Origin of the sequence: Romboutsia faecis (assembly GCF_014323405.1) — a bacterium.
Taxonomy (GTDB): domain Bacteria; phylum Bacillota; class Clostridia; order Peptostreptococcales; family Peptostreptococcaceae; genus Romboutsia_E; species Romboutsia_E faecis.
This window is the reverse complement of sequence record NZ_JACRWE010000001.1, coordinates 110,687-135,156: the sequence shown is the minus strand read 5'-3', so window position 1 is coordinate 135,156 and position 24,470 is coordinate 110,687. Positions and strand designations below refer to the sequence as shown.

Here is a 24,470-nt window from a genome sequence, read left to right as displayed (position 1 = left end):
TGATATTTACATGGAAAATTTTACTGTTAGCCAAGCTATGATTAAAGTTGCTGAGCTTGAGAAAATTTATAGAAATAAGTTGTATACTTTATCAGACATAGATAATTGTAGTACTACATATATATTAGAAGCAGACAACCAAAAATATGTTTGCAACGAGCCTTTTGATTTTAAAAATGAGTTTGAATTAGTTATGAGCTTATCAAATGAAATAGATAGGTTAAAAACTAAGATAGCTGAATCAAATAATACTATTTACATAGATGTACTAGGTCAGTCTATAACAATTCAAGGTGCATTAAATAGAGTAAGAACTATGAGGAATCAAAAGGATATTTTTGAAACTATACTAAGCAATGCGAAGGCTTCTAAATCTAGAAAAGTTGATGCTGCTGCGACTTCTGCTTATTATAAAGTAACAGAACTCAATTTTGATAGAAAAGAGTTACAAGATTTAGTTGATAGAATGAATGATGATTTATTAGAATTAGAATTTGCTATTAATAAGGCGAATAATGAAACTGTTATTACTATAGCTTAAGCTATTGTAATATAAATTGTACAATTGGATGATCTTAAAGTATTAAAAATATTACTACAGAGTTAGTTTGTTATAAATTTATTAGAGAATACATATAACAATTTACAATTAATAAAAAATAACACTTAACAATTTAATTATTACAAGTTAAATCTTAGATAATAATATTTAAGATATTCAATTGTACGAAAGGCAGGATGGCTATGCTATCCTGTCTTATTATATATGCTAGAAGAGTCAATAAAGAAATTAGGATGTAGAATTTAGTAACTAAATGAAGAATTAATCATATTATAATATAGGTAAGCATATACCTAGGTTTATACAATATTTAATATAGGAGATGTATTATAATATGAAAGATAAAGCTAAGGACAGCGTAAAAAAGGTTACTAAACCTGTAACAGACGTAGGAAAAGAGATAGTAAGTGGTGTAGGAAACGTAGGAAAAGAAGTAGTAGATAGTGTAGGAAATGTAGGAAAAGATGTAGTTAAAGGTGTAGGCGGAATTGTAAAAGAAACATATAAGACTGGTAAGAATGTAGGTAAAGCAGTAAAAGATAATATTCCTAAAAAATAATTAACAAATTTTATTTAATATAGCTAGCTTATATAAATTAAAGTAAATAAAGTTATAATACTAATTGAACTATTTAATTAGTGTTATAAAAACTATGCTTCTAAAAGGGCTTTAGGAAAAATTTCTTATTTTAATAAAGCCCTTTTAGAATTAATAAAGCGTTTTCCTTAAGAGTGTTGTATAATTAAAGTATCATATGAAATAGGAGAGATAATGCATGGATTTATTATATAAATACACGCTATACTTTTTCATATATGCCTTTTTTGGATGGTGTTGTGAAACTATTTACTGTTCAATAGGCAATAAAAAGGTAACCAATAGAGGATTTCTTAATGGTCCGATTTGCCCTATATATGGATTAGGAGCACTAGCTATAATTTTATTTTTAAAAGATTATACGGGGGATTTAGCAATTATTTTTACTATGGGGCTAATAATGACATCATCATTAGAATATGCAACCGGGGCTATATTAGAGTTTTTATTTCACAGTACCTGGTGGGATTACTCAAATCGGAGGTTTAATATAAATGGAAGGATATGCTTAAAAAATTCTATTCTATTTGGAATAATGAGTATTTTATTGATGAAAATCATCCATCCAATAGTTATAATTATTGTAGATTCGATAAATCCAACATTTATGTATTTAATTGCAATTATATTGATAATATATTTATTTATAGACATTTTGATAACACTAAATGCTTTAAGTAAATTACGTTATAAGTTAGATAGACTAGAAGAGGCAATAGAAGACTTAAGAAAGATAGATATACAAGTTAAATTTGAAAGATTTACAGAAGAAAACATATCAAAGGCTTTAAATAACATAAGAAATAAAGATGAAAAAATTAAATTTAAAACAAATGAAATACATCATAAAATATTAAATGTAAAAGAAAAATCTAAAGTTCAAAAAAGACTTCTAAAAGCATTTCCAAATATGAATCACAAAAACAAAAATGAAGGACTTAAATATCTAAAACAAATACTCAAAGATAAGACAAGATAATATACTCTATGATAAGGGAGGGTAGATTATGGAAGGGGAAAAAGCTTATACATTAGAAGAAGTAGATAAGGCTTTGAAAAAAAGTATAATGCAAAGTTGTTTTCTATAGATAAATTTAAGAGCCTTAATGAGGAGATTTCTGATAATCCAGATCAATCAGTGAGACTTTACTTAATAGATAATGAAAAAATTATTGAAAATAACTTAAGTCACTATGAACGAAAAGAAATATTAGAAACTATTTACTTTCTAAAATTAAATGAAGTTATAATTAAATACTCAACCGAAGATGAGAGATTAGAAGGAAAAATTTTAGAGGATATTAGCAGGGGAAAATTAATCAGAATAATAGTTGAAAGTTCAGATGGTTATACATTTACAGGATTTACTATGCAAGGCAGTGGAGAGAAGATTTATAATTTTTTATTAGAAATGTTAGGTGAAGACGACGGAATGAACTGAATAAATTCAAATCAAATGGATTTTAGGATATAAATAATATAGAGGTGTCGTTAATTATGGATATTAATAATTTGGATAATATTAAATTTATTGGAATAGGTATAAAAGGTATAGATATAGTAAATAAGTTAGCTAATAATAATAAAGAATATATAAAATTATGTGCAATTGATATAAAAGACACTGATATTAACGAAAATATAAAGGAAAAATTAATTATAGAAGATAAAAGCTACGACTCATCTAAAATAGATTTCTTTCATATAACAGATCTTGTAAATAGAAATAAAGACAGCATATACAAAATAATACAAGATGAAAAAGTTGTTTTTATAACATGTGATATTTGTGATTTATCGTCTGTACATATTCTTATTGAATTAGGAAAAATGGCTAAAAAGAGCAATATTTTAGTAATACCAATTATTATAAACACACAAAATAACAGCAATATAAATTATAGATTTTTTATGAAAAAGATAAACAAGGTTATTGGAGCGTCAATAAATATTTCTAATAATAGAGTTTTTGGAAATATAAAATACCTAGATGATAAAATTGACGACTACTTTATTATACGTTCAATAATAGATTTATTTATAGACAATTTAATGTTTACTTGTAGTTTAAATGTTGATTATGAAGATATGAAGTGGATTTTTTCAGGTGAACAAGATGTAGAGATGAGTATTATAAAAGTCAATGAAAAAAGTTCAGAAGAGGATATGAAGATAAAGTTAGTAAAGCATAGAATTTGCAAAGGTGCTTATGAATATCCAGAAAAAATCATGATAAATGCTACAGCAAATAAAGATTATATGACTTATGAAGAAGCTATTAAATTATTGCAAAAAATAGCACTAGTAATACAAGAAAATACAGAAGAATGCTGTCAAATAACTTTTTCTTTAAAATTTATAAAGAAGAAAAGTAAATCACTAGAAGTATTAACTGTTAAAGCATAAAATAGGGTTATCAAAAGATAACCCTATTTAACGAATTCAGTTCCATTTATAACTAGAGATTCTGGATTATTGTTGTGTAAGACTATATCAAAGTAAATTTTACCATGAGATGGATCATTAAAGTACCCTGTAGCATAAACTCTATCACCATTTTTGTGCATGTTTTTACTTTTTACTTCATAAGTTACTCCAGTATATTTTTTTACTGATTTCTCTATTATTTTAGAGTAACTTAATTCTTTAGAAGCTGATATAGATGTACTTTCAGAAATAAAATTTGTTGAAACCTCAGAAGACAAATCTTTTTGATTTTTAGAAAGTAGAAACTTATCTATAGTTAAGAATAAAATTATAAAAATTAGGCAATAAATAATTATTTTTGCAAACTTTCCCCATTTACCTAGTTTACTTTTTAAGTGTTCCCTAAAAATAATGAATTTCTTTACTGTCTTTTTTCTCTTATTTGGATACTCTAAAACTTTATGGGAATTATCAGATGCCTTGTTAAAATGCACTTTTTCTTTTAGATAATCTTCTCTTTTATGTAAATTTTCTAACTCCTGCTTTTTACTTTTAAAAGGAATTGGATCATTTGTGGTATTAGAAGATTTCAAACTATTCCCCCCTTTTTTATACTCCCCTTAAGTACAATAGATGTAATCTATATATTTTAATAATACTATAAACCGTTTGAAATACCAATATTATCTGAAATCTATAATAACGCAAATTAGACTATTAAAATCCTTAATAATTCATAAAAATACAATAAAGCTTATTTTAAAATAATAAAACCGGTATTTTAATAATAATTAAAGTTAAATTTATACTTTAATTAATAAGATTAATCTACCGATAATAGCTCTTTAGCTTTAATTGGTTCCAAAGATCTATCTAAAACTCCTTTTAAATAAGCAATTAATATACCATAATTAACTATAGGAACATTTAATTCTTTTGCTTTTTCTATTCTGCTTACCATAGCAGCTCTGTTCATCATACATGCACCACAGTGAATTATAAGAGAATATTTAGCAACATCTTCAGTGAATGTAATACCTGAAGTAAATTCGAAGATAAGATCTTTTTTTGTTCTTTCCTTTAACCATTTTGGTATTTTATAAGTTCCTATATCATCTTTTTGTCTATGATGAGTACATCCTTCTGCAATAAGTATTTTATCTCCATCTTTTAGGTTATTTATGGAGTAAGCTCCTTTTACTAACTCACTCAAATCACCTTTCTGTCTGGCAAACAGAATAGAAAAAGATGTAAGAGGTATGTCTATTGGGGTATCTTTTGAAACTTGTTCAAAAGCTTGAGAATCTGTTATTATTAATGTAGGTTTGCTGTTAAGATTAGCTAGAGTTTCCTTTAAGGTAGTTTCTTTTGTTATAATAGCCATAGCACCAGTATCTAGAATATCTCTTATGACTTGCTGTTGAGGAAGTATAAGTCTTCCTTTAGGTGCAGCCTTATCAATAGGTATTACTAAAACTATAAAATCATTTTCATCTATAAAATCAGAAACCAATCTAAAATCAGTGTTTTCTTCTTTTATATTATCTATTATACATTGCTTTAATTCAGCTATACCAATTCTATTAAGAGCAGATATACAGATAATAGGACATTTAACAAGTTTTTTACTTTTAGATAAAAGAATATCTTTATCAGAGACTTTGTCTATTTTATTTAAAATCAATATATGAGGTATTTTTTTATCATTAAATTTCTTAATTAAAGACAAATCTTCTTTTTCTATTCCAATGGTTGAATCTACTATTAATAATGCTATATCTGTTTTATCTAGAACATCTAATGATTTATTTATTCGAAGTTTACCTAATTCTCCAATATCATCAAGTCCTGCAGTATCTATAAGAACACAAGGTCCAATTGGTAAGATTTCTATTGGTCTAAGAACAGGATCTGTAGTAGTTCCAGCTATATTTGAAACAATTGAAGCTTCTTGATTAGTAATGGCATTTACAACACTCGATTTTCCTGCATTTCTTTTTCCGAATAATCCTATATGTACTCTAACAGATTGGGGTGTAGAATTTAAGCTCATATTTAATCCTCCTATATAAATATTATTTTAATAATATCTTAAATGGTAATACTAAGTAATCTAAAAATCTACAATATAGAAAAAATTAAATCAAAAAATTAATTTTCCCTATTGAAAACGAACAGTTGTTCGTATATAATGGTTATAGAACAAATGTTCGATGAAAAGAATACAAATTTTTGGGACAAAATAGTAATAAAGTAATTTATACATAAATATATATAGACTATAAAGAATTAAATTTAAGGAGTGGAATTTATGATGATACCAAATAAAAATATTCAAGAAATAACAGTTGCTAACTTAAAAAATGGAGAAGTTACTTTAATTCAATTAGAAGAGATATATAATAAATTTGGATTCATATTTGAAGCAAGTGAAGGAAGATTTACTAAAATAAAAAGAGAGATACGTCATTAAATAATGATTAAATATAATATATATAATATATATAATAAAACCTAGCTTTATATGAAAGGAATAAGGCTAGGTTTTATTTTGATTATAAGGAGTGAAGAAATTTGAAAGTAGTATCTTATAATATTCATAGAGGTACAGATATATCAAATAAATCAACCCTAAAAGAAATGATAAAATACTTAAAAGATTTAGATAGCGATATTATATGTTTACAAGAAGTTTTATATTATCAATTTATAAAAATTAAATCTACTCTAGGAATGGAGGGGGCATTTGCAGCTAATGTAGATAATAAAATTATGAAGTACGGGGTATGTACTTTATCAAAAAGTAAAATAGAATCTAGTAATCATATATTACTAAGTAGTAAAAAAGAACAAAGAGGTCTTTTATCGATAAAACTATTAATAGAAAATAAACATCATTTTAATATAATAAATACTCATTTAGGACTTGATAAAGAAGAGCGAAACAAACAGATTATAGAAGTACTAAATTTTAAAGATAGATTGACAGGATCCGTTATAATTTGTGGAGATTTCAATGATAAAAATATAGATTTAGGAAGTTATTACGATAGTGCAGTCTATTTAAAGCATTATAATATTCCTACATTACCTAAATATAATGCTAGAATTGACTATATATTTGTAGACAAAAATCACATTCCTAAAGAATATATTGTTGATAAGGTACTTTTTTCAGATCACTATCCTATAATATGTAAGTTTTAGATAAATGTAACAATATAGTTACATATTCTATCTAAATATTGTTAAGATTACTAAAAATATATTAAAATATATTTGACTATATGTAGCAAATAGTCTTTTTAGTAAGATTGGGGTGGTGTTATGAATAATGAGGCAGTAGTAGAAAAAGATATAATCAATCCTAAAAATTATAAACTTAAAATATCTATGGTAATTAGTATATTGGTAATTTTAATTTGCGGGTATATGGTTTATTCTTTTAATAACAACTACATGTACAATGGGAAAATAGCTAATAATATTTTCGTTGAAGACGTAAATATATCGTTAATGACAAAGGAAGAGGCAATAGCTTTAGTTAGTCAAAACTATAAAACAGAAGCATTATTATTAAATTATAATGGTAAAACTTTTGATATACTTCCAGAGGATATAGACCTTAAATATAATGTAGAAGAGGTTATAAATAGTGCATATAACTATACAAAAACGGACTCATACTTTGAAAATGTAAAAAGACTATTTCAGTTAGAAAAAACTAACCAAAACTTCACATTAGAAAACTCATTTGACGAAGCTAAGTTAAGTAAGCATTTAGAAAATGTAGCAGAAAAAATAAATGTGCCTGTTAAAAATGCAAAACTATATATATCTGGAGGCAGTTTTAATGTAAGGCCTTCAACAACAGGTAAAGAATTTGATGTAGCTACGAATAAAGAAGCTATATATGAAGCTATTAATAGCAGAAAATATGGTGAAATTAGTCTTAAGGTAAACGATATTAATCCAAAGATAAGCACAGAAATGGTTAAAAGTGTAGATACATTATTAGCTCAGCATAGTACAACATTTAGCACAAACCTGGCTGGAAGAGCTGAAAATATTAGAGTTTCTTCAAATAGAATAAGTGATGTATTACTTATGCCAGGAGAAGTTTATTCTTATAATAACCTAACAGGTATAAGAACAATAGCTAATGGATACTATAATGCGCCTGTGATTGTAAATGGAGATTTAGAAGACGCTCCAGGTGGTGGAGTTTGTCAAACATCTACAACTTTATATAATGCAGTCTTATATTCTGGATTAAAAATAGAACAAGTTAAAAATCACTCTATAACATCAAGTTATGCTCCAAGAGGTAAAGATGCTATGGTAAATGATAGTGGTTCAGATTTGAAATTCTCAAATCCATATGATCATCCAATATATGTAAAAAGTATAGTAAGTGGAGGAACACTTACTTGTCAAATTTATGGAAATTCTGCAGATAAGCCAAATGTAGATATAAAAATAGACCCTTTCCCAATGGGAGCTAAAACTTATAGAATATTTAAAGATGCTTCAGGAAATAAAATAAAAACAGAATATATAGCTACAAGCGTTTATAAGAAATAGAAAAATGTATTAGTTGTTAAGTGATTATTAACAACTAATACATTTTTTTATTGATGAAGATGTTTTTCTGTATAGTAATAAAGTTTTAATTATAACATGTCGTATAAATAAGTATTAATAGTTTATTTTAACACTAAAAGCACAATATTTAAGTAAATATTATAATTTATGTTAAAAAATGTAAATAAATTGGTATAATTGTTTTAGTGTTGAGTTATACGATTTGTGGAGGAAAGAAATAATGCAGTTTATAGGAAATAGATATGAAATTTTGAATTACGGTAATGAAATACAAGTTGGTAAATTATATACAGCGAGGGATACCTATTACAATAGGACTGTTTATTTAAAACTTATAAAAAATGTTGAAAATTTGAGAATAGGTTTCATGCCAGATTTAATAGATGAATCAACTGTTTTGAGTCAAATAAATTCTGAACATATTGGAAAGTTATTGCATATAGATGTACATTGTACTGAATATGATGTATATTATTATATAGTAAGTGAATATTTTAAGGGAGAATCACTGAAAAGTTTTATCTATAATAATATATTAGATAGAAACACAATAGCAAGTTTAGCAATGAATATTGTAAAATCACTAGAAATTGCTAATGTAAACCATTTATATCACGGAAGTCTTGATCCAAACAATATATTTATAGATGAAAATAAAAATATAAAAATATTTGATTTTGGTATTACAAAAGCAAATAAAGGTGTAAATTTAAGATTTAATAAAGAGCGAAGCTACTTATGTCCTCATCAATTGAATATAGATTATACGGACAAAGAAAGTGATTTTTTCTCTATGGGTATAATTTTATTTGAAATGGTATTTAGAGAACTTCCTTTTGGATATGCTTATAATGACAAAGAAATGTTAAAGCAAGTTGACAAAGGGGTTAGATGGAGCCTTTTAGAATATGACAAAAGCTTAGAGGATATTGTGACAATTATAAGGAAGTTATTAAGTAGAGATAATAAATACAAGACAACTCAAGAAATTGTAATTGATTTAAGTCGTATTATATATGAAGATGTTCAAGTAGAAGAAGAGAATAGTGAATACTATGAAGAACAAGAAATTAACATTAAGAACGTTAATTTAAAACGAAAATTGCTAACGAGTATGCTTGTTTTATTCTTAGCAATTATGATTGTACTGAGTTTTATCTAAAATTTGATTTAATTAAGGAGACGGAAATGAAGATTAATTGGAATGATAAGTACACTACAGTATCTGTATATTCATTTATAGTAGTATGCTGTAGTATTATATTTTATCTTATAGCATCTCAACTTAATGTTTTTACTGGTAAAATAAGTGAGATAATAGGAATATTACAACCATTTATTATAGGATTTGTAATTGCGTACATATTGAATTTTATATTGATGTTTTACGAGGAGAAGTTATCAAATATAGAAAACTTTGAAAGTATGAGTAAGAAAACAAAGAGAAATCTATGTTTAATTTTTACTTATATAACAGCGTTTTTAATTATTTATTTATTTATGAATTTTGTTGTTCCACAGTTAATAGATAGTGTTGTAGGATTAGCTAACAATATACCTACGTATCTAAATAATTTAACAGTATTACTAGATGAAGTAATGAAAAACTTAGACTTGGATCCAAAGTATCTTACTTTAGCAAATGAAAAATTAAATGAAGTTGTAAACTTCACAATACAATTTGCAACAGACTTATTACCTATATTAGGTAACTGGGTAGTTACAATTGCATCAAGCGTATGGAATATAGTATTAGGATTAATAGTATCATCTTATCTATTGATAGATAAAGAAAGATTCTATGCTATTGGGAAGAAAATGGTATATGCAATATCTTCTAAAAGGGTTGCGAATAGAGTTTTTGAGTTAGTTTACAGAAGTAACTATACATTCGGTAGATTTTTAAGTGGAAAAATAATAGATTCAGTAATAATAGGGATATTAACATTTGTAGTGTTAAGTATATTTAAAATGCCGTATACATTATTAATATCAGTAATTATAGGGATAACAAATATTATTCCATTTTTTGGACCGTTCTTTGGAGCTATACCTTCAGCTATAATAATACTATTTGTTTCACCAATAAAGGCTGTTTGGTTCTTAGTAATAATATTAATAATTCAACAAATAGATGGAAATATTATAGGGCCTAAGATCTTAGGCGACTCAATTGGTATTTCTGCATTCTGGATATTATTTGCGTTATTAGTAGCAGGAAAATTCTTTGGAATAGTAGGAATGGTAATTGGAGTTCCTATATTTGCTATAATATATTCTATAATAAAAGAAATTGTAGAAGGAAAATTAAGACGTAAAGGTCTACCAGAAGATACTGAAGAATATATGTAATGTTAAATTTCACATAAATTATTGCAAAATATATAATAACAAATTATAATTATATATCATATAAATTAATATAGTTCCCAGAAGGGGAGTAGCATTCACTTGTGTGATAGTCAATCGTCACTTCGGAGTATATCCCGGTTGACTAGCAAGGAAATAAACTTGTTTGCAAGACCTTCTAAATAAGCACTGTTAAAAATACAGATGTTTATTTAGAAGGTCTTTTTTATATAAAAAATTTTAGGAGGAAAAAATGAGTAATTTAGATTCAGACCCCGCGGGCTTAATACCGCAAATATTTTTAATAGTAGCACTAACAGCTATAAATGCATTTTTTGCATCAGCAGAAATGGCAATAGTTTCTGTAAACAAATCAAAAATCAATAATTTGAGCAAACAAGGTGATATTAAAGCCAAATTACTTGAACGTCTTATTGAGGAACCTAGTAATTTTCTATCTACAATTCAAATAGGAATAACACTAGCTGGTTTTTTCTCAAGTGCATCTGCAGCTACAGGTATATCAATTTATATTAATGATATGCTAAGTACACTTAATATTCCTTATACTAATGAAATTTCAATGATAGGAGTAACACTTTTACTATCCTATTTTACATTAGTTTTTGGAGAATTGGTGCCAAAGAGGATTGCTCTTAAAAAAGCTGAAAAAATAGCATTATCTTCAGTAAAAATAATTTACTACATTTCTATATTGGCAAAGCCTTTTATTAAAATATTATCTTTTTCTACATCGTTAATTTTAAAAATTACGAAGAATGATTCTGAGGATATAGAGGAAAAAGTATCTGAAGAAGAAATAAGAACATTAATTGCTAAATCACAGCAAGATGGTTGTATTGAAGATGATGAAAAAAAGATGTTATATGGAGTGTTTGAGTTCAATGATAAAGTTTGTAAAGAAATAATGACCTCTAGTAAGGATACATTTTTAATTGATATAAATGATGATGTAAATAATACCTTAGATAAAATACTTTCTTTAGGATACTCTAGGATACCTGTATACGAGGGTAATATCGACAATATTGTAGGTGTACTTTATATGAAAGACTTACTTATAGAATCTAAGAAGGTAGGATTTGAAAATATTAATATGAAAAATATTATACAAGAGCCCTACTTTGTACCTGAAAATAAGAAAACAAATGAACTATTCAAAATACTTAAGGAGAAGAAAATACATTTAGCCTTATTAGTTGATGAATATGGTGGATTTTCTGGAATAGTTACTATGGAAGATTTAATTGAAGAGATAGTTGGAGATATTGATGATGAATACGATATAGAAGAATCTGAAATATCTAAAATTGATAAAAATACTTACATTGCAAAAGGAATATTACCTATTAGTGAAGTTAAAAGAAATTTTAATGAAAATATCGTTAATGGAGATTATGATACATTAAATGGGTACTTAATAACTCACATGGGTGAAGTCCCTAAAGAAAAGAAGGAAATAACAATAGATAATATTAAGTACGAGATTTTAAAGCTTGGAAATAGAAGGATAGAAGAAATTAAAATAACTATTCTTAGATAATAAATTATTAAGGAATTAAAATGAGATAAGGAGTAAATAATGAATAAAATAAAGGATGAAGTTTATAAATCTATTAGGTATATAATTCCTATAGTTTTAATTTTTTTAGGTATAATAGTTATACAAAATTATAGTGAAATTTTAAGGTTTATAAAACATAATATAGATATAATTGCAGGAGTATTAACGCCATTTATGACAGGATTTGTAATTGCATATGTTCTAAATTATCCTATGAGATACTTAGAAGGTAAATTTAACCTTAAAAGAGGTATTTCTGTAGCTATAATTTATGGAACTTTATTAGCTGTTATAATTTTTATATGGTTGTATGTAGTTCCTGTGATTAAATCGAGTATAGTTGAAATATCACAGTATATACCAGATGGTATAAAACAAATGGAAAATATTATAAACTATGTATCAGATGGAATTAATTTAAATATAAATAGCTTAAATGCAAAAGAACAGATTAATGAGTTTTTAAGTACTACTTTAATACCTTTATCTACATGGATTGCTAATTCCCTTAGTGAAACAATATTAAGCTTAATGGGTAAAGTAGTTTCTTACACTATTAATATATTTTTAGGGATTGTTATTTCTGTATATATATTATTATCAAAGGAAAGTGTTATAAACATGATAAAGAGCTTAAGTAGTATATTATTTGGAAAGTTTTATCCAAAGATTTGCGAGTTTGTAAATATATTAGATAAAAATATAGGAACATATATAGTTGCAAAAGCTATTGATTCTGCTATATATGGCGTAGGATGTACAATACTTCTATATATATTAAAATCTAAGTATGCATTATTCTTAGGGCTAGTAATAGCTATTACTAATATGATTCCTTTCTTTGGACCAATAATAGGTGCAATAATAGCAACTTTTGTAAATTTACTATTTTCATTTGATAAAGCAATTATTATATTAATAGCAATGATAATTGCTCAGCAGATAGAAAGTGCTGTACTAGAACCATATTTTGTTGGAAAACAAGTAGGAGTTCCACCGATTGTTACTATACTTGCAGTAACATTAGCAGGACAATATATAGGGTTTATTGGAATGATGATGTCAGTACCTATTGCTGCAGTTATTATAATATATACAAAAAGATTTATTAAAAAATATACATTGTCTTAAATAAAATTAACCTTTAGCTATGAGCTAAAGGTTAATTTTATTTAGATATGCTAATTTAATCTTAATACAATCTTAATGTTTTCATTAGTAATCTTAATACAAAGTTTGTATGAAAAATAATATCATGAAAATACAGATTTTAAATTAAGATTTTATATTTATCATAAGTTTAAAATTTAAATAATAGACTTCTTAATAGAGCAGTAAATCTTTATTTAGGAGGCTAATATGAAAAAAAAGATATTATATATTTTTACATTATTAATAATTTTTATATTAACTAGCAATGTTTTTGCTGAAAATACAACTACATCTTCAAATTTATTTTCATTCAATAATAATATAAGTATAGATAAAGATGTAGATGGAGACGTTTATGCATTTGGTCAAACTATAAGTATAGATAATTTGGTATTAGGGGATATAATATCAGCAGCTAAAGATATAAGTATTGAGTCTGAAGAAGTAAAAGGTAACATTAGAATTGTTGGTCAAAAGCTAGATATAAATGTTAAAAATACTAAAAATATTACAGCAGCAGCAGAAAATATAAGTATAAGTAAAGATACAAATTCAAATGCAATATATGCTGCAGCAAGAAGTATAAATTTTAAGGGGTATACTAATGACCTATATGCTAGTGGAGAAACCATATTCATAGATGGTATAATAAAGGGCGATCTTAATGTAGATTGTGAGACTTTAGTACTTATGGAAAATGCAGAAGTTATGGGGAATATTAAAGTCAAATCACCCAATCAACCTGTTATAAATTCAAAAATAACATTAAATGATATTGATTATGAAAAAGTAACTAAAGGTAATGAAGTATGGTTAAATAAATCAGATATATCATGGGAAATTATGAGTATATGTACAGCGATTTTAATGGGTTTCATAATATATATTATATTTAAAAAATCTTTTATAGAAGTAGATAGGAATTTAAAAGGAATTATTAAATATTTATTAATCGGATTATCTACTTTAATATTGATTCCAATTATATCAATACTAATGATTATTACTATTATAGGAATGCCAATAGGTATAATTATATTAATTTTGTACAGTATAATTATGTATTTATGCCCAGTAATAGTAGGAATAATGTTAGGAAAAATCTTATTTACGAAAAGCAGATTCTATATTCAGATTCTCGGAGGAATAATAATTATAAGATTAATTATGTTAATCCCTTATATAAGTTTTGTAGCCTGGCTACTTAGCTTATCGTTTGTAATGGGATTTGTAAGTATAAAAATATATTTATTACTTAAGGCAAAATAAAATAGCAACATAGTTGCTATTTTATAAAAGGAGGTTTTTGAACCAAAATCAACTGCTTAGAACACATGCTAGGTATTAAAAAACTACAATAGGCTACTTTGTTAGTATGTGTAATATATAAGTAAGTATACTTCTTTGAATAATTACTATAAAAATCTCCAAACTAATTATATTATACGAATAGTTTGGAGGTTTTTTATAGTAATGGAGTGTAGATGGAGATCTGTTCATAATGCGGAAACTAAGTGTTGTAGAAGAGCGGACTCATCGGGGTATTGTATATTTCATAAGGAAAATAAAAGCAGAGAGGAAAATTCATTATTTATTTATTTAATAATGAAAGAAAAAATAAGTGATTTTAGGGGATTTATTTTTGAAGAAGATTTTATTATTAGAGATGTAGTTAACTACAATTACTTAAAATTAAACTTTGATGAAGCTATATTTAAAAGAAAGGTATTTTTCAATAAATATGAGTTTAAAAAAACATTGAGTTTAAATTATACTGATTTTAGAGGATACATTACCTTTGAGAGTTCTATTTTTTTTGAAAACTGTGAGCTTACTAAAACTAAGTTTAATAAAAAGTATATTGCGAATAAAGCATTTGAAAAAGTTCACTTTAATGGACAAGCATTTGTAATAACAAGTGCTAAGAATTTACCTAGGTTAGAAGGTATAATTTTTAGTCCCTGTACAAAGTTAGTGCTTAGATTTGTAAAGTACTCAAAAGATAATTCTTTATATGGAAAGATAAATTATAGAATAGCTAGAACTCAAGCGAACATAATAGGAGATAGTGAAAGAATAGGATACTATTATTATAATGAAAGAAATTATGCTAGTAAGATGATGAAGAGTAGTGATTATCCTAGATATAGTAGTTATTTGAACGATAAGTTTTTTGATTTATTATCTAAATATACAATAGGCTATGGAGAAAGGCCTTGGAGACTACTTAGAATAACATTAATTATTATTAGCTTATTTGCATTTTTATACATGTTCTGTGGAGTAAAAAATGCAAATGGAGACTTTATAGGAATAAATTTAAATAAAATAGAAGGTTATTCTATAAAGGAAGCCATTAATAATTATATAGATTTATGGTATTTTAGTACAGTTACATTTACAACATTAGGATATGGTGACTTGACTGTAAGTACAGTATTTGGGAAGTTTTTAGTTTGTCTAGAAGCTTTTTCTGGTGTAACAATAGGCTCAACTTGGGCATCTCTTGTAATAAAAAGAATGATTAGATGAGTTAGTAAATAATTACTAGATATAAAATTCACCGAGAAGGAAAAAAATAAGATATACTTAATAATCCAAGAAGGTGAGAATTTTGAAAAAAGGAGCACAAAAACTACTAATACTTACAATCATCTTAGCATTTGTAACTCCTAGACCAATATATGCTTTAGATAAAGTAGATAAGTATTCAAAGTCATCAATACTAATAGACCAAGAAACTGGCCGTGTATTATATGACAAGGAGCCTGATGTAAAAAGACCTTTAGCTAGTTTAAGTAAGATGATGACATTCTTAATTGCTATAGAAGCAATAGAGAATAAAGAAGTAAACCCTAATGATATAATAAAAGTTGATAAAGATATAGCCAAAGTGAAAGGGTCAAGCTATCATCTGAAGGTAGGAGAAGAAGTTCCTTTAATTGAACTTATGAAGGGTCTGATGATAGTATCAGGTAATGACGCATCAATTGGTATAGCAAAACATATTTGTAAAGATGAAAAAGCATTTGTAGAAAGAATGAATAAAAAAGCAAAAGAAATTGGTATGACAAATACCAGCTTTGTAAATCCAAATGGATTACCTATATACAACTTAAGTGACCCTAAAGCACCGCCAAAGGAAAATATATCAACAGCAAGGGATATATCAACTTTAGCAAAATATATGTTTGATAATTATGAAAAACAGGTTATATCAATTACTGATATGTCTACTTACTCAAATCCACAAAGGGGATTTGTAAAAAATAACACAAATGCATTACTTAGAATAATACCAGAGGTAGATGGAATAAAAACAGGATATACTGGTAACGCTGGATATTGCTTATCATTTTCTATGAAAATAAATAAAAATGAAGATAATGAGAAAGATAGAAGAGTAATTGGTGTGGTATTAGGTGCAAATCATAAGGACAAAAGAATTTCTGCAGCTGTATCTATACTCAATCATGCTAAAAAAGACTTTAAAAGTAAAACTGTAATAGAAAAAGATGAGTTAATAGGGAAAAAATATATAAAAAAAATAAATGACTTAGAAGTAGTTTTAGTAGCTGAAGATGAATTATATGTAGTATTAAATAAAGAAGAAAACTTAAAGTCTCAAGTTACTTTTAAAGAAATTACTTATCCTGTTAAAAAAGGAGATGTATTAGGAGTAATAAAATATTACACTGATAATGGTGAGATTTTAGGTAGCATAAATATAGTAAGTGCGAATGATGTAGATAACGCATCTATTATAAATAAAATTAAAATATTATTCTTTGAGTAAATTAATACAAAAATGGACATAATTCTAATAAAATGTTAAAAAAATATATATAAATAAAAATATTGTATTTTATAAATGCCTATGATATACTACTAGAGGTGAAAAAATAAAATACTAAATAATCACACACGGTGTTGGGATCCTTAAAAGGTGCCTACAGGAGGTTTTTTAGGGAGTTGATCACACCGGAGGTATAAAACCAAGGAGGTAAAGCAATGTCAGTAATATCAATGAAACAATTATTAGAAGCTGGTGTTCACTTTGGACATCAAACTAGAAGATGGAATCCTAAAATGGCTAAGTTCATCTTCACAGAAAGAAATGGAATCTATATAATAGATTTACAAAAAACTGTTAAGAAAGTAGAAGAAGCATACAGATTCACTAAAGAAATAGCTGAAACTGGAAAGCCAATCTTATTCGTAGGAACTAAGAAACAAGCTCAAGAAGCTATAAAAGAAGAAGCTGAAAGATGTGGAATGTACTATGTTAACGAAAGATGGTTAGGTGGAATGTTAACAAACCACAAAACTATCCAAACTAGAATAAATAAATTAAGAGACTTAGAAAGAATGGAAAATGAAGGTGTATTCAACGTTCTTCCTAAGAAAGAAGTTATAAAATTAAGAGCTGAAAAAGAAAAATTAGAAAAATACTTAAATGGTATAAAAGATATGCCTGAATTACCAGGTGCTATATTTGTAGTAGACCCAAGAAAAGAAAATATAGCTATACAAGAAGCTCATAGATTAGGAATCCCAGTAATAGGTATAGTAGATACTAACTGTGATCCAGATGAATTAGACTTCGCAATACCAGGAAATGATGATGCTATAAGAGCTGTTAAATTAATAACTGGTGCTATGGCAACTGCTATAATAGAAGGTAGACAAGCAATAGCTGACGAAGCTGAAGAAGTATCTGAAGATCAAGAATAATTAAAAATGAATGGTAAGGGTCATTCCCTTACCATTACTAATATATAGGAGGAATTCAAAATGGCTATAACTGCACAAATGGTTAAAGAGTTAAGAGAAAATACTGGCGCTGGAATGATGGACTGTAAAAAAGCTTTACAAGAAGCTGAAGGAAACATGGAAAGAGCTGTTGATATATTAAGAGAAAAAGGTTTATCTAAAGCTGCTAAGAAAGCTGACAGAGTTGCTGCTGAAGGTTTAGTTGCTATAGAAATGAACGCTGACAATACTTCAGCTGTAGTAGTAGAAGTAAACTCAGAAACAGATTTCGTTGCTAAGAACGAAGATTTCAAGGTATTCGTTAAGGATGCTGCTGAAATGGCTTTAGCGTCAGAAGCTAAAGATGTTGCTGCTTTATTAGCAGAAACTCACAAAGAAGGTAAAGCATTACAAGATGTTTTAAATGATAGAGTTGCTAAGATAGGTGAAAAATTAGACTTAAGAAGATTTGAAAAAGTTACTACTGAAGGTCAAATAGCAGGTTACATACATGGTGGAGGAAAGATAGGAGTTCTTGTTGAACTTTTAACTTCTGCTAAAAATGATGAAGTTATATCTATGGGAAGAGATATAGCAATGCAAGTTGCTGCAATGAATCCAAAATACGTTTCTAGAAACGATGTAGATCCTGAGTACATAGCTCATGAAACTGAGATATTAACTCAACAAGCTTTAAATGAAGGAAAACCAGCTAACATAGTTGAAAAGATGATAAAAGGTAGACTAGAAAAGCAATTAAAAGAAGTTTGTCTTTTAGAACAACCTTTCGTTAAAAACGGAGACTTAACAGTTAAGCAATTAGTTGCTGAAACTGCTAAAAAAGTTGGAACTGAAATAGAAGTAGGAAGAGTTGTAAGATTCGAAGTTGGTGAAGGTATAGAAAAGAAAGAAGAAAACTTTGCTGAAGAAGTTGCTAAGCAACTTAAGTAATTAACCAAAAGAGAGCACTTGCGTGTTCTCTTTTTTAGGAATGTAAGAAATTATAAAAATACATAGATTAGGATTAGTTTAATAGGAGGATTTCTGATGGATAAACCAATGTACAAAAGAGTATTGTTAAAGCTTAGCGGAGAAGCTTTATCAGGGGAAAAAGGCTTTGGCATAAATAACGAAGTTGTAAATGACATAGCTGCTGGAATAAAAAAATTAAGAGAAATAGATGTAGAAGTAGCGGTAGTTGTAGGCGGAGGTAACTTCTGGAGAGGAAGAACATCTGAAGGTATGGATAGAACAACTGCAGATTACATCGGGATGCTTGCAACAGTAATGAACTCTATGGCTCTTCAAGATGCACTTGAAAATATAGGTGTGGAAACAAGGGTACAAACAGCTATAGAAATGAGACAAGTAGCAGAACCTTATATAAGAAGAAGAGCAGTTAGACATTTAGAAAAAGATAGAGTTGTAATATTTGGTGCAGGTACAGGAAATCCATATTTCTCAACTGATACAACAGCGGCTCTTCGTGCAGCTGAAATGGAAGCAGAAGTTATATTATTAGCAAAAAATGTTGATGCTGTATATGACAAAGATCCAAAAGTACATGCTGATGCTAAGAAATTTGAAGAATTAAGCTATATAGAAGTTTTACAAAAAGAATTAAAAGTAATGGATTCAACAGCTACATCTTTATGTATGGATAATAATATACCAATAAAGGTATTTGAACTTTCAACAGAGAATATAATAAGAGCAGTAATGGGCGAAAATATAGGTACAATAGTAAAATAATATATAAATTAAAGGAGGAAACCTAAAATGAAAACAGTACACAATGAATTAAAAGCAAAAATGGATAAGACTATAGAAGCACTTAAATTTGAATTTACAACTATAAGAGCTGGTAAAGCTAATCCTCAAATGTTAGATAAAATAAGAGTTGATTACTATGGAACTCCAACTCCAATAAACCAAATAGGAGCTATATCTGTTCCAGAACCAAGAACTTTAATGATAAGTCCTTGGGATAAATCAGCGATGTCTGAAATAGAAAAAGCTATAAGAAACTCTGATTTAGGGTTAAATCCAACTAGTGATGGTGATGTTATAAGAATAAACGTACCAGCATTGACAGAAGAAAGAAGAAAAGAATTAGCTAAGAAAGCTCATAAAGTAGGAGAAGAATTTAAAGTTAGATTAAGAAATGAAAGAAGAGACGCTAACGATAAATTTAAGAAGATGGAAAAAGATGGCGAAATAACTGCTGATGAATTAAAGAAAGCTCAAGAAGATGTTCAAAAAACTACTGATAAGTATGTTAAAGAAATAGATACATTAGTAGATGCTAAAGAAGCAGATATAATGGCGGTATAAGAAGTGAATAAATACTATGAACTTTTAGGCCTTCATGTAGATGATGTAAAAAAGTTTTTTGAAGACAAAAATATTAACTATACAATTAAGACGATTCAAGGAAATAAAGATAAAGATAAACTTATAATTCCTAAAGTTATTAAAGTAACTGAATTAGAAGATAGTGTAGAGTTAATAATCACATACTTTTCTGACTCCTTATTTTAAGGAGTCAGAACAATATTGGAGTCAGATATGAATAGTGAATTAATTTATAATATAGATTTAGAAAATGTACCTACTCATATAGCTATAATAATGGATGGAAATGGGAGATGGGCTAAAAAAAGGTTCCTTCCAAGAACCGCTGGACATAAGGCTGGAGTGGAAACTATAAGAGAAGTTGTCAAAGAATGTTCTAGACTTAATATAAAATACTTGACATTGTATGCTTTTTCAACTGAAAATTGGAAAAGGCCTAAGATAGAGATAGATACTCTTATGAATTTATTAGTAACATACCTAAAAAATGAAATAAGAGAGTTACACAAAAATAATGTTAAGATAACAACAATAGGTGATATTAGTAAATTACCTGAGATGTGTATAAACGAGTTGGATAGAGCTAGAGAGTTAACAAAATATAATACTGGAGTTACATTAAATTTAGCTCTAAATTATGGAAGTAGATTTGATATAACAAATGCAGTTTTAGATATAGTAAAAGATTGTAAATCTGATAAAATAAATATAGATAGTATAAATGAAGATACTATAAAAAACTATTTAAGTACAAAGTCTACTCCAGACCCAGATTTACTTATCAGAACTAGTGGAGAGCAAAGATTAAGTAATTTCTTACTTTGGGAACTAGCTTATTCAGAGTTTTACTTCACGGACATACACTGGCCTGATTTTAATAGGCAAGAACTACAAAAGGCAATATATGTTTATCAAAATAGGGATAGAAGGTTTGGAGGACTTAAGTAAGGAGATTAATTATATGCTTACAAGAATTATTGCTTCATTAGCTTTAGTCCCACTACTTGGAATTATGTTATATGGAGGCTTGCCTCTATATATAACTGAAATAGTATTAATTTCTATTGCTTTACATGAATTTTTTAAAGCTTTTAATGAAAAAGGTATAAAGCCAATATATTGGTTAGGATATGTTTTTGCTGTTTATATGGGAGCAAAGAATTATTTTAATCTACCAATATCTTATACACTTTCTTTAGGTTTTATATTATTCTTAATTGGGATTATTTATCTATTAAGTTGTAGAAATGATATAATAGATATTTCTATTACGGTTTTAGGAATTATGTATATAGGAATATTTATGGATTTTATAGTCTTAACTATGAATAATTTTGAATTAGGTAAAATTTATGTATGGCTAATATTTATAATATCTTTTGCAACAGATACATTTGCATATTTTAGTGGATATTTATTTGGGAAACATAAGCTAATACCAAAGATAAGTCCTAAAAAAACAGTAGAAGGATCTATTGGAGGTATAATAGGAAGCGTAGTATGCTGTGTTTTATTTGGATATTTATTTAAATTAGACTTAGTTCATATGACTGTTATAGGCAGTATAGGAAGTATAGTTGCACAATTAGGGGATTTATTTGCATCTTCTATAAAAAGATATGTAGGAATAAAAGATTATGGAAAATTAATACCAGGTCATGGTGGTATATTAGATAGATTTGATAGTGTTATATTGGTTGCACCATTTGTATATAATGCAATAAATCTTTTTGTTAAGTAGCTTCAGTTTATCTGAAGCTTTAATTATTTGTATAATGGTATGTGAAATTTATATGAATATTGTTAATAATAGATTTAATAATGGTATAATACAAAGAGAGTAAAATACAATATAGTTTTAATATCATGTTAGAAAGGAACAATTTAATATGAAAAAAATATCAATATTGGGGTCAACTGGTTCAATAGGGACGCAAACGCTAGATGTTGTAAGAAAAAATCCAGATAAGTTTAAAGTAGTTGCTATATCAGCAAATAGTAGTGTGGATTTATTGCTAGAACAAATAATAGAGTTTAAACCAAAGTATGTAGCGGTTTATGATGAAGCTAGTACGAAAAATTTAAAGGAAAGAATACCAAGTCATATAAATATAGAAGTGTTAAGTGGTATGGAAGGTCTGAAAACAATATCATCGCTAGATGAAATAGATGTTCTTTTAACTGCAATAGTAGGAATGATAGGATTAGTACCTACATTATGTGCTATAAGAAATGGAAAAGCTATAGCACTTGCAAACAAAGAAACATTAGTTACAGCAGGAAAATTGGTTATGGGTGAAGCTAAAAAATACAATGTAGATATACTTCCTGTAGATAGTGAACATAGTGCAATTTTTCAATGTTTAAATGGAGAAAAGAATAAAAATATAGATAAAATAATATTAACAGCTTCAGGAGGGCCATTTAGAGGTAAGAGTAAAGAGGAACTTTTAAATGTTACTAAAAATGAAGCGTTAAAACATCCTAACTGGAGTATGGGGAGAAAAATAAGTATAGATTCTTCTACATTAATGAATAAAGGGTTAGAAGTTATAGAAGCTAAATGGTTATTTGATGTAGATTATAAAGATATAGATGTAGTTGTACATCCGCAAAGTATAATTCATTCAATGGTACAATTTAATGATAGTTCTATAATTGCTCAAATGGGATGTCCAGATATGAGACTTCCGATTCAATATGCACTGACATATCCAGATAGAATGTTAAATGACTTTGAAAGGCTAGATTTTGCTAAGTTTTCTAAATTTACTTTTGAAAAGCCAGACTTAGAGACATTCCCATGCTTAAAATTAGCATTTGATTGTTTAAAAATGGGAGGGACATATTGTACAGTTTTAAATGCAGCTAATGAAGTTCTAGTAAATGAATTTTTAGAGGATAAAATTGGTTTCTATGACATACCATATTACATAGAGAAAACTTTACAAGCTCATAATAGTATAGAAGACCCAACATTAGAAGAAATACTAGAAGTAGATAGATGGGCTAGGGAGTATGTAAAAAAATCAATTAAGTAGGATGGTGAAATTATGACAATAATAGTTGCCTTATTATTATTTAGTGCAATTGTATTTATACATGAGCTAGGTCATTTCCTTTTTGCAAAAATGAATGGGATAAAGGTTCATGAATTTTCAATCGGTATGGGACCAAAGATATATAGTATAAAAAAAGATACGGATTATTCAATAAGATTACTACCAATAGGTGGATTTGTAAGTATGGAGGGTGAAGATGAGGATTCTAAAGACCCTAGATCTTTTGGTGAAAAGAGCATACTTCAAAGAGCAAGTGTAATATTTGCTGGACCATTTTTTAATATAATATTTACTATAATATTATTTATACCTATATTTTTATTTATGGGTAATCAAACAACAACTCTAGCTGGAGTAGCAGAAAATGGACCTGCATATCAAGCTGGAATACGAGTAGGAGATACTATTGAAGCTGTAAATGGTGAACAAGTAAAAACTTGGCAAGATGTAATTCAGAGTTTAAATGAATCTGATGGAAGTGAACTTAAACTTTCTATAGATAGAAATGGAAAAAATGAAGAACTTACTGTTACACCTGAAAAGAATGCTGAAGGAAGATATGTAATAGGTATAGAGACTAAGGTAGAAAGAAATCTATTTGCGTCTATAAAAAATGCATTTGCTACAACTTGGGACATGATAGTTCAGATGGTAACTTTCTTAGGACAATTAGTTACTGGAACTGTACCTGGTGGCGTAGGTAATTCTGTTACAGGACCTCTTGGGGTTATAAATATAGTTTCACAAGCTGCTAAAGTGGGTATTATTAATGTGATGTACATAGCAGCAGTTATAAGTTTAAACTTAGGAATAATAAACTTAGTTCCACTTCCTGCTCTAGATGGAGGAAGATTACTTATGCTAGCTATAGAAGCAATAAGAGGTGGTAAGAAAATTGATCCTAATAAAGAAGCTATGATTAATATGGTGGGACTTGGTGCTCTAATGTTATTTATGGTGTTTATAACTTATAAGGACATTTTAAGACTATTCTAAAATTCGTAAGATTGGAAAATTAAAGGT

At 27.3% G+C, this 24,470-nt stretch carries 26 protein-coding genes; 24 read left to right on the top strand and 2 right to left on the bottom strand.

Annotation, left to right across the window (positions count from 1 at the left end; all coding sequences use genetic code 11):
• The first annotated feature begins 10 nt into the window (after positions 1-10).
• The 5 genes from H8923_RS00610 (at position 11) to H8923_RS00590 (ending at position 3,566) form a co-directional block, all read left to right on the top strand.
• Positions 11-541 (top strand): hypothetical protein, encoded by a 531-nt coding sequence (locus H8923_RS00610; protein ID WP_153971538.1) that lies wholly within the window; start codon positions 11-13, stop codon positions 539-541.
• A 355-nt stretch (positions 542-896) separates the two neighbouring features.
• Positions 897-1,121, top strand: coding sequence for a hypothetical protein (locus tag H8923_RS00605; protein ID WP_153971539.1), 225 nt, complete (start codon positions 897-899; stop codon positions 1,119-1,121).
• A gap of 217 nt (positions 1,122-1,338) precedes the next feature.
• On the top strand, positions 1,339-2,139 hold the full coding sequence (locus tag H8923_RS00600) for a putative ABC transporter permease (protein WP_153971540.1): 801 nt from the start codon (positions 1,339-1,341) through the stop codon (positions 2,137-2,139).
• A gap of 96 nt (positions 2,140-2,235) precedes the next feature.
• Positions 2,236-2,601: a hypothetical protein gene (locus H8923_RS00595; RefSeq protein WP_153971541.1), complete on the top strand. Its 366-nt coding sequence runs from the start codon at positions 2,236-2,238 to the stop codon at positions 2,599-2,601.
• A 56-nt stretch (positions 2,602-2,657) separates the two neighbouring features.
• Positions 2,658-3,566 carry a hypothetical protein gene (locus H8923_RS00590; RefSeq protein ID WP_153971542.1) on the top strand — a complete coding sequence of 303 codons (909 nt, stop codon included), beginning with the start codon at positions 2,658-2,660 and terminating at the stop codon, positions 3,564-3,566.
• 23 nt (positions 3,567-3,589) lie between these two features.
• Here the strand turns inward: H8923_RS00590 and H8923_RS00585 are convergent, their stop codons facing one another.
• Together H8923_RS00585 and hydF are read right to left on the bottom strand one after the other, a co-directional pair.
• A complete protein-coding gene (locus tag H8923_RS00585) occupies positions 3,590-4,180 on the bottom strand; it encodes a hypothetical protein (protein WP_153971543.1) in 591 nt (196 codons plus the stop codon).
• A gap of 230 nt (positions 4,181-4,410) precedes the next feature.
• Positions 4,411-5,640: a [FeFe] hydrogenase H-cluster maturation GTPase HydF gene (gene hydF / locus H8923_RS00580; protein ID WP_153971544.1), complete on the bottom strand. Its 1,230-nt coding sequence runs from the start codon at positions 5,638-5,640 to the stop codon at positions 4,411-4,413.
• 258 nt (positions 5,641-5,898) lie between these two features.
• Between hydF and H8923_RS00575 the strand changes: the two genes are divergently transcribed.
• From H8923_RS00575 to rseP, 19 genes are all read left to right on the top strand, one after another.
• On the top strand, positions 5,899-6,060 hold the full coding sequence (locus tag H8923_RS00575) for a hypothetical protein (protein ID WP_172976716.1): 162 nt from the start codon (positions 5,899-5,901) through the stop codon (positions 6,058-6,060).
• A 101-nt stretch (positions 6,061-6,161) separates the two neighbouring features.
• Positions 6,162-6,794, top strand: coding sequence for an endonuclease/exonuclease/phosphatase family protein (locus H8923_RS00570; RefSeq protein ID WP_153971545.1), 633 nt, complete (start codon positions 6,162-6,164; stop codon positions 6,792-6,794).
• A 120-nt stretch (positions 6,795-6,914) separates the two neighbouring features.
• Positions 6,915-8,171, top strand: coding sequence for a VanW family protein (locus H8923_RS00565; RefSeq protein ID WP_153971546.1), 1,257 nt, complete (start codon positions 6,915-6,917; stop codon positions 8,169-8,171).
• A 241-nt stretch (positions 8,172-8,412) separates the two neighbouring features.
• Complete coding sequence (locus H8923_RS00560; RefSeq protein ID WP_153971547.1) at positions 8,413-9,354, top strand: protein kinase domain-containing protein; 942 nt, start codon at positions 8,413-8,415, stop codon at positions 9,352-9,354.
• A gap of 26 nt (positions 9,355-9,380) precedes the next feature.
• Positions 9,381-10,544 carry an AI-2E family transporter gene (locus H8923_RS00555; RefSeq protein ID WP_153971548.1) on the top strand — a complete coding sequence of 388 codons (1,164 nt, stop codon included), beginning with the start codon at positions 9,381-9,383 and terminating at the stop codon, positions 10,542-10,544.
• A 250-nt stretch (positions 10,545-10,794) separates the two neighbouring features.
• Positions 10,795-12,105, top strand: coding sequence for a hemolysin family protein (locus H8923_RS00550; RefSeq protein WP_153971549.1), 1,311 nt, complete (start codon positions 10,795-10,797; stop codon positions 12,103-12,105).
• 39 nt (positions 12,106-12,144) lie between these two features.
• Positions 12,145-13,257 (top strand): AI-2E family transporter, encoded by a 1,113-nt coding sequence (locus H8923_RS00545; protein ID WP_153971550.1) that lies wholly within the window; start codon positions 12,145-12,147, stop codon positions 13,255-13,257.
• Between the two features lie 228 nt (positions 13,258-13,485).
• A complete protein-coding gene (locus H8923_RS00540; protein ID WP_153971551.1) occupies positions 13,486-14,547 on the top strand; it encodes a polymer-forming cytoskeletal protein in 1,062 nt (353 codons plus the stop codon).
• Between the two features lie 204 nt (positions 14,548-14,751).
• Positions 14,752-15,810, top strand: coding sequence for a potassium channel family protein (locus H8923_RS00535; RefSeq protein ID WP_153971552.1), 1,059 nt, complete (start codon positions 14,752-14,754; stop codon positions 15,808-15,810).
• Between the two features lie 82 nt (positions 15,811-15,892).
• Positions 15,893-17,074, top strand: a complete 1,182-nt coding sequence (locus H8923_RS00530; protein ID WP_153971553.1) for a D-alanyl-D-alanine carboxypeptidase family protein — start codon at positions 15,893-15,895, stop codon at positions 17,072-17,074.
• A gap of 215 nt (positions 17,075-17,289) precedes the next feature.
• Positions 17,290-18,012, top strand: a complete 723-nt coding sequence (rpsB, locus tag H8923_RS00525; protein WP_147541076.1) for a 30S ribosomal protein S2 — start codon at positions 17,290-17,292, stop codon at positions 18,010-18,012.
• Positions 18,013-18,072: 60 nt separating this feature from the next.
• Entirely contained in the window at positions 18,073-18,981 is a 909-nt protein-coding gene (gene tsf / locus H8923_RS00520; protein WP_153971554.1) for a translation elongation factor Ts, read from the top strand.
• Between the two features lie 96 nt (positions 18,982-19,077).
• Positions 19,078-19,782, top strand: coding sequence for a UMP kinase (gene pyrH, locus H8923_RS00515; RefSeq protein WP_147541074.1), 705 nt, complete (start codon positions 19,078-19,080; stop codon positions 19,780-19,782).
• Positions 19,783-19,809: 27 nt separating this feature from the next.
• On the top strand, positions 19,810-20,364 hold the full coding sequence (gene frr / locus H8923_RS00510; protein WP_153971555.1) for a ribosome recycling factor: 555 nt from the start codon (positions 19,810-19,812) through the stop codon (positions 20,362-20,364).
• 3 nt (positions 20,365-20,367) lie between these two features.
• Complete coding sequence (locus tag H8923_RS00505) at positions 20,368-20,571, top strand: hypothetical protein (protein ID WP_187127796.1); 204 nt, start codon at positions 20,368-20,370, stop codon at positions 20,569-20,571.
• 27 nt (positions 20,572-20,598) lie between these two features.
• Entirely contained in the window at positions 20,599-21,333 is a 735-nt protein-coding gene (locus H8923_RS00500) for an isoprenyl transferase (protein ID WP_147541071.1), read from the top strand.
• Positions 21,334-21,346: 13 nt separating this feature from the next.
• Positions 21,347-22,126, top strand: coding sequence for a phosphatidate cytidylyltransferase (locus H8923_RS00495; protein ID WP_153971556.1), 780 nt, complete (start codon positions 21,347-21,349; stop codon positions 22,124-22,126).
• Between the two features lie 148 nt (positions 22,127-22,274).
• Entirely contained in the window at positions 22,275-23,426 is a 1,152-nt protein-coding gene (locus tag H8923_RS00490; protein WP_153971557.1) for a 1-deoxy-D-xylulose-5-phosphate reductoisomerase, read from the top strand.
• Positions 23,427-23,438: 12 nt separating this feature from the next.
• On the top strand, positions 23,439-24,443 hold the full coding sequence (rseP, locus tag H8923_RS00485) for an RIP metalloprotease RseP (RefSeq protein WP_153971558.1): 1,005 nt from the start codon (positions 23,439-23,441) through the stop codon (positions 24,441-24,443).
• Positions 24,444-24,470 lie beyond the last annotated feature (27 nt).

What these genes read in the sequence shown, in the direction of transcription:
- H8923_RS00610 (WP_153971538.1), top strand. Translation starts at nt 11, where the DNA reads ATGGAAAATTTTACTGTTAGCCAAGCTATGATTAAAGTTGCTGAGCTT.
- H8923_RS00605 (WP_153971539.1), top strand. Translation starts at nt 897, where the DNA reads ATGAAAGATAAAGCTAAGGACAGCGTAAAAAAGGTTACTAAACCTGTA.
- H8923_RS00600 (WP_153971540.1), top strand. Translation starts at nt 1,339, where the DNA reads ATGGATTTATTATATAAATACACGCTATACTTTTTCATATATGCCTTT.
- H8923_RS00590 (WP_153971542.1), top strand. Translation starts at nt 2,658, where the DNA reads ATGGATATTAATAATTTGGATAATATTAAATTTATTGGAATAGGTATA.
- hydF (WP_153971544.1), bottom strand. Translation starts at nt 5,640, where the DNA reads ATGAGCTTAAATTCTACACCCCAATCTGTTAGAGTACATATAGGATTA.
- H8923_RS00575 (WP_172976716.1), top strand. Translation starts at nt 5,899, where the DNA reads ATGATGATACCAAATAAAAATATTCAAGAAATAACAGTTGCTAACTTA.
- H8923_RS00565 (WP_153971546.1), top strand. Translation starts at nt 6,915, where the DNA reads ATGAATAATGAGGCAGTAGTAGAAAAAGATATAATCAATCCTAAAAAT.
- H8923_RS00560 (WP_153971547.1), top strand. Translation starts at nt 8,413, where the DNA reads ATGCAGTTTATAGGAAATAGATATGAAATTTTGAATTACGGTAATGAA.
- H8923_RS00555 (WP_153971548.1), top strand. Translation starts at nt 9,381, where the DNA reads ATGAAGATTAATTGGAATGATAAGTACACTACAGTATCTGTATATTCA.
- H8923_RS00550 (WP_153971549.1), top strand. Translation starts at nt 10,795, where the DNA reads ATGAGTAATTTAGATTCAGACCCCGCGGGCTTAATACCGCAAATATTT.
- H8923_RS00545 (WP_153971550.1), top strand. Translation starts at nt 12,145, where the DNA reads ATGAATAAAATAAAGGATGAAGTTTATAAATCTATTAGGTATATAATT.
- H8923_RS00540 (WP_153971551.1), top strand. Translation starts at nt 13,486, where the DNA reads ATGAAAAAAAAGATATTATATATTTTTACATTATTAATAATTTTTATA.
- H8923_RS00535 (WP_153971552.1), top strand. Translation starts at nt 14,752, where the DNA reads ATGGAGTGTAGATGGAGATCTGTTCATAATGCGGAAACTAAGTGTTGT.
- rpsB (WP_147541076.1), top strand. Translation starts at nt 17,290, where the DNA reads ATGTCAGTAATATCAATGAAACAATTATTAGAAGCTGGTGTTCACTTT.
- tsf (WP_153971554.1), top strand. Translation starts at nt 18,073, where the DNA reads ATGGCTATAACTGCACAAATGGTTAAAGAGTTAAGAGAAAATACTGGC.
- pyrH (WP_147541074.1), top strand. Translation starts at nt 19,078, where the DNA reads ATGGATAAACCAATGTACAAAAGAGTATTGTTAAAGCTTAGCGGAGAA.
- frr (WP_153971555.1), top strand. Translation starts at nt 19,810, where the DNA reads ATGAAAACAGTACACAATGAATTAAAAGCAAAAATGGATAAGACTATA.
- H8923_RS00500 (WP_147541071.1), top strand. Translation starts at nt 20,599, where the DNA reads ATGAATAGTGAATTAATTTATAATATAGATTTAGAAAATGTACCTACT.
- H8923_RS00495 (WP_153971556.1), top strand. Translation starts at nt 21,347, where the DNA reads ATGCTTACAAGAATTATTGCTTCATTAGCTTTAGTCCCACTACTTGGA.
- H8923_RS00490 (WP_153971557.1), top strand. Translation starts at nt 22,275, where the DNA reads ATGAAAAAAATATCAATATTGGGGTCAACTGGTTCAATAGGGACGCAA.
- rseP (WP_153971558.1), top strand. Translation starts at nt 23,439, where the DNA reads ATGACAATAATAGTTGCCTTATTATTATTTAGTGCAATTGTATTTATA.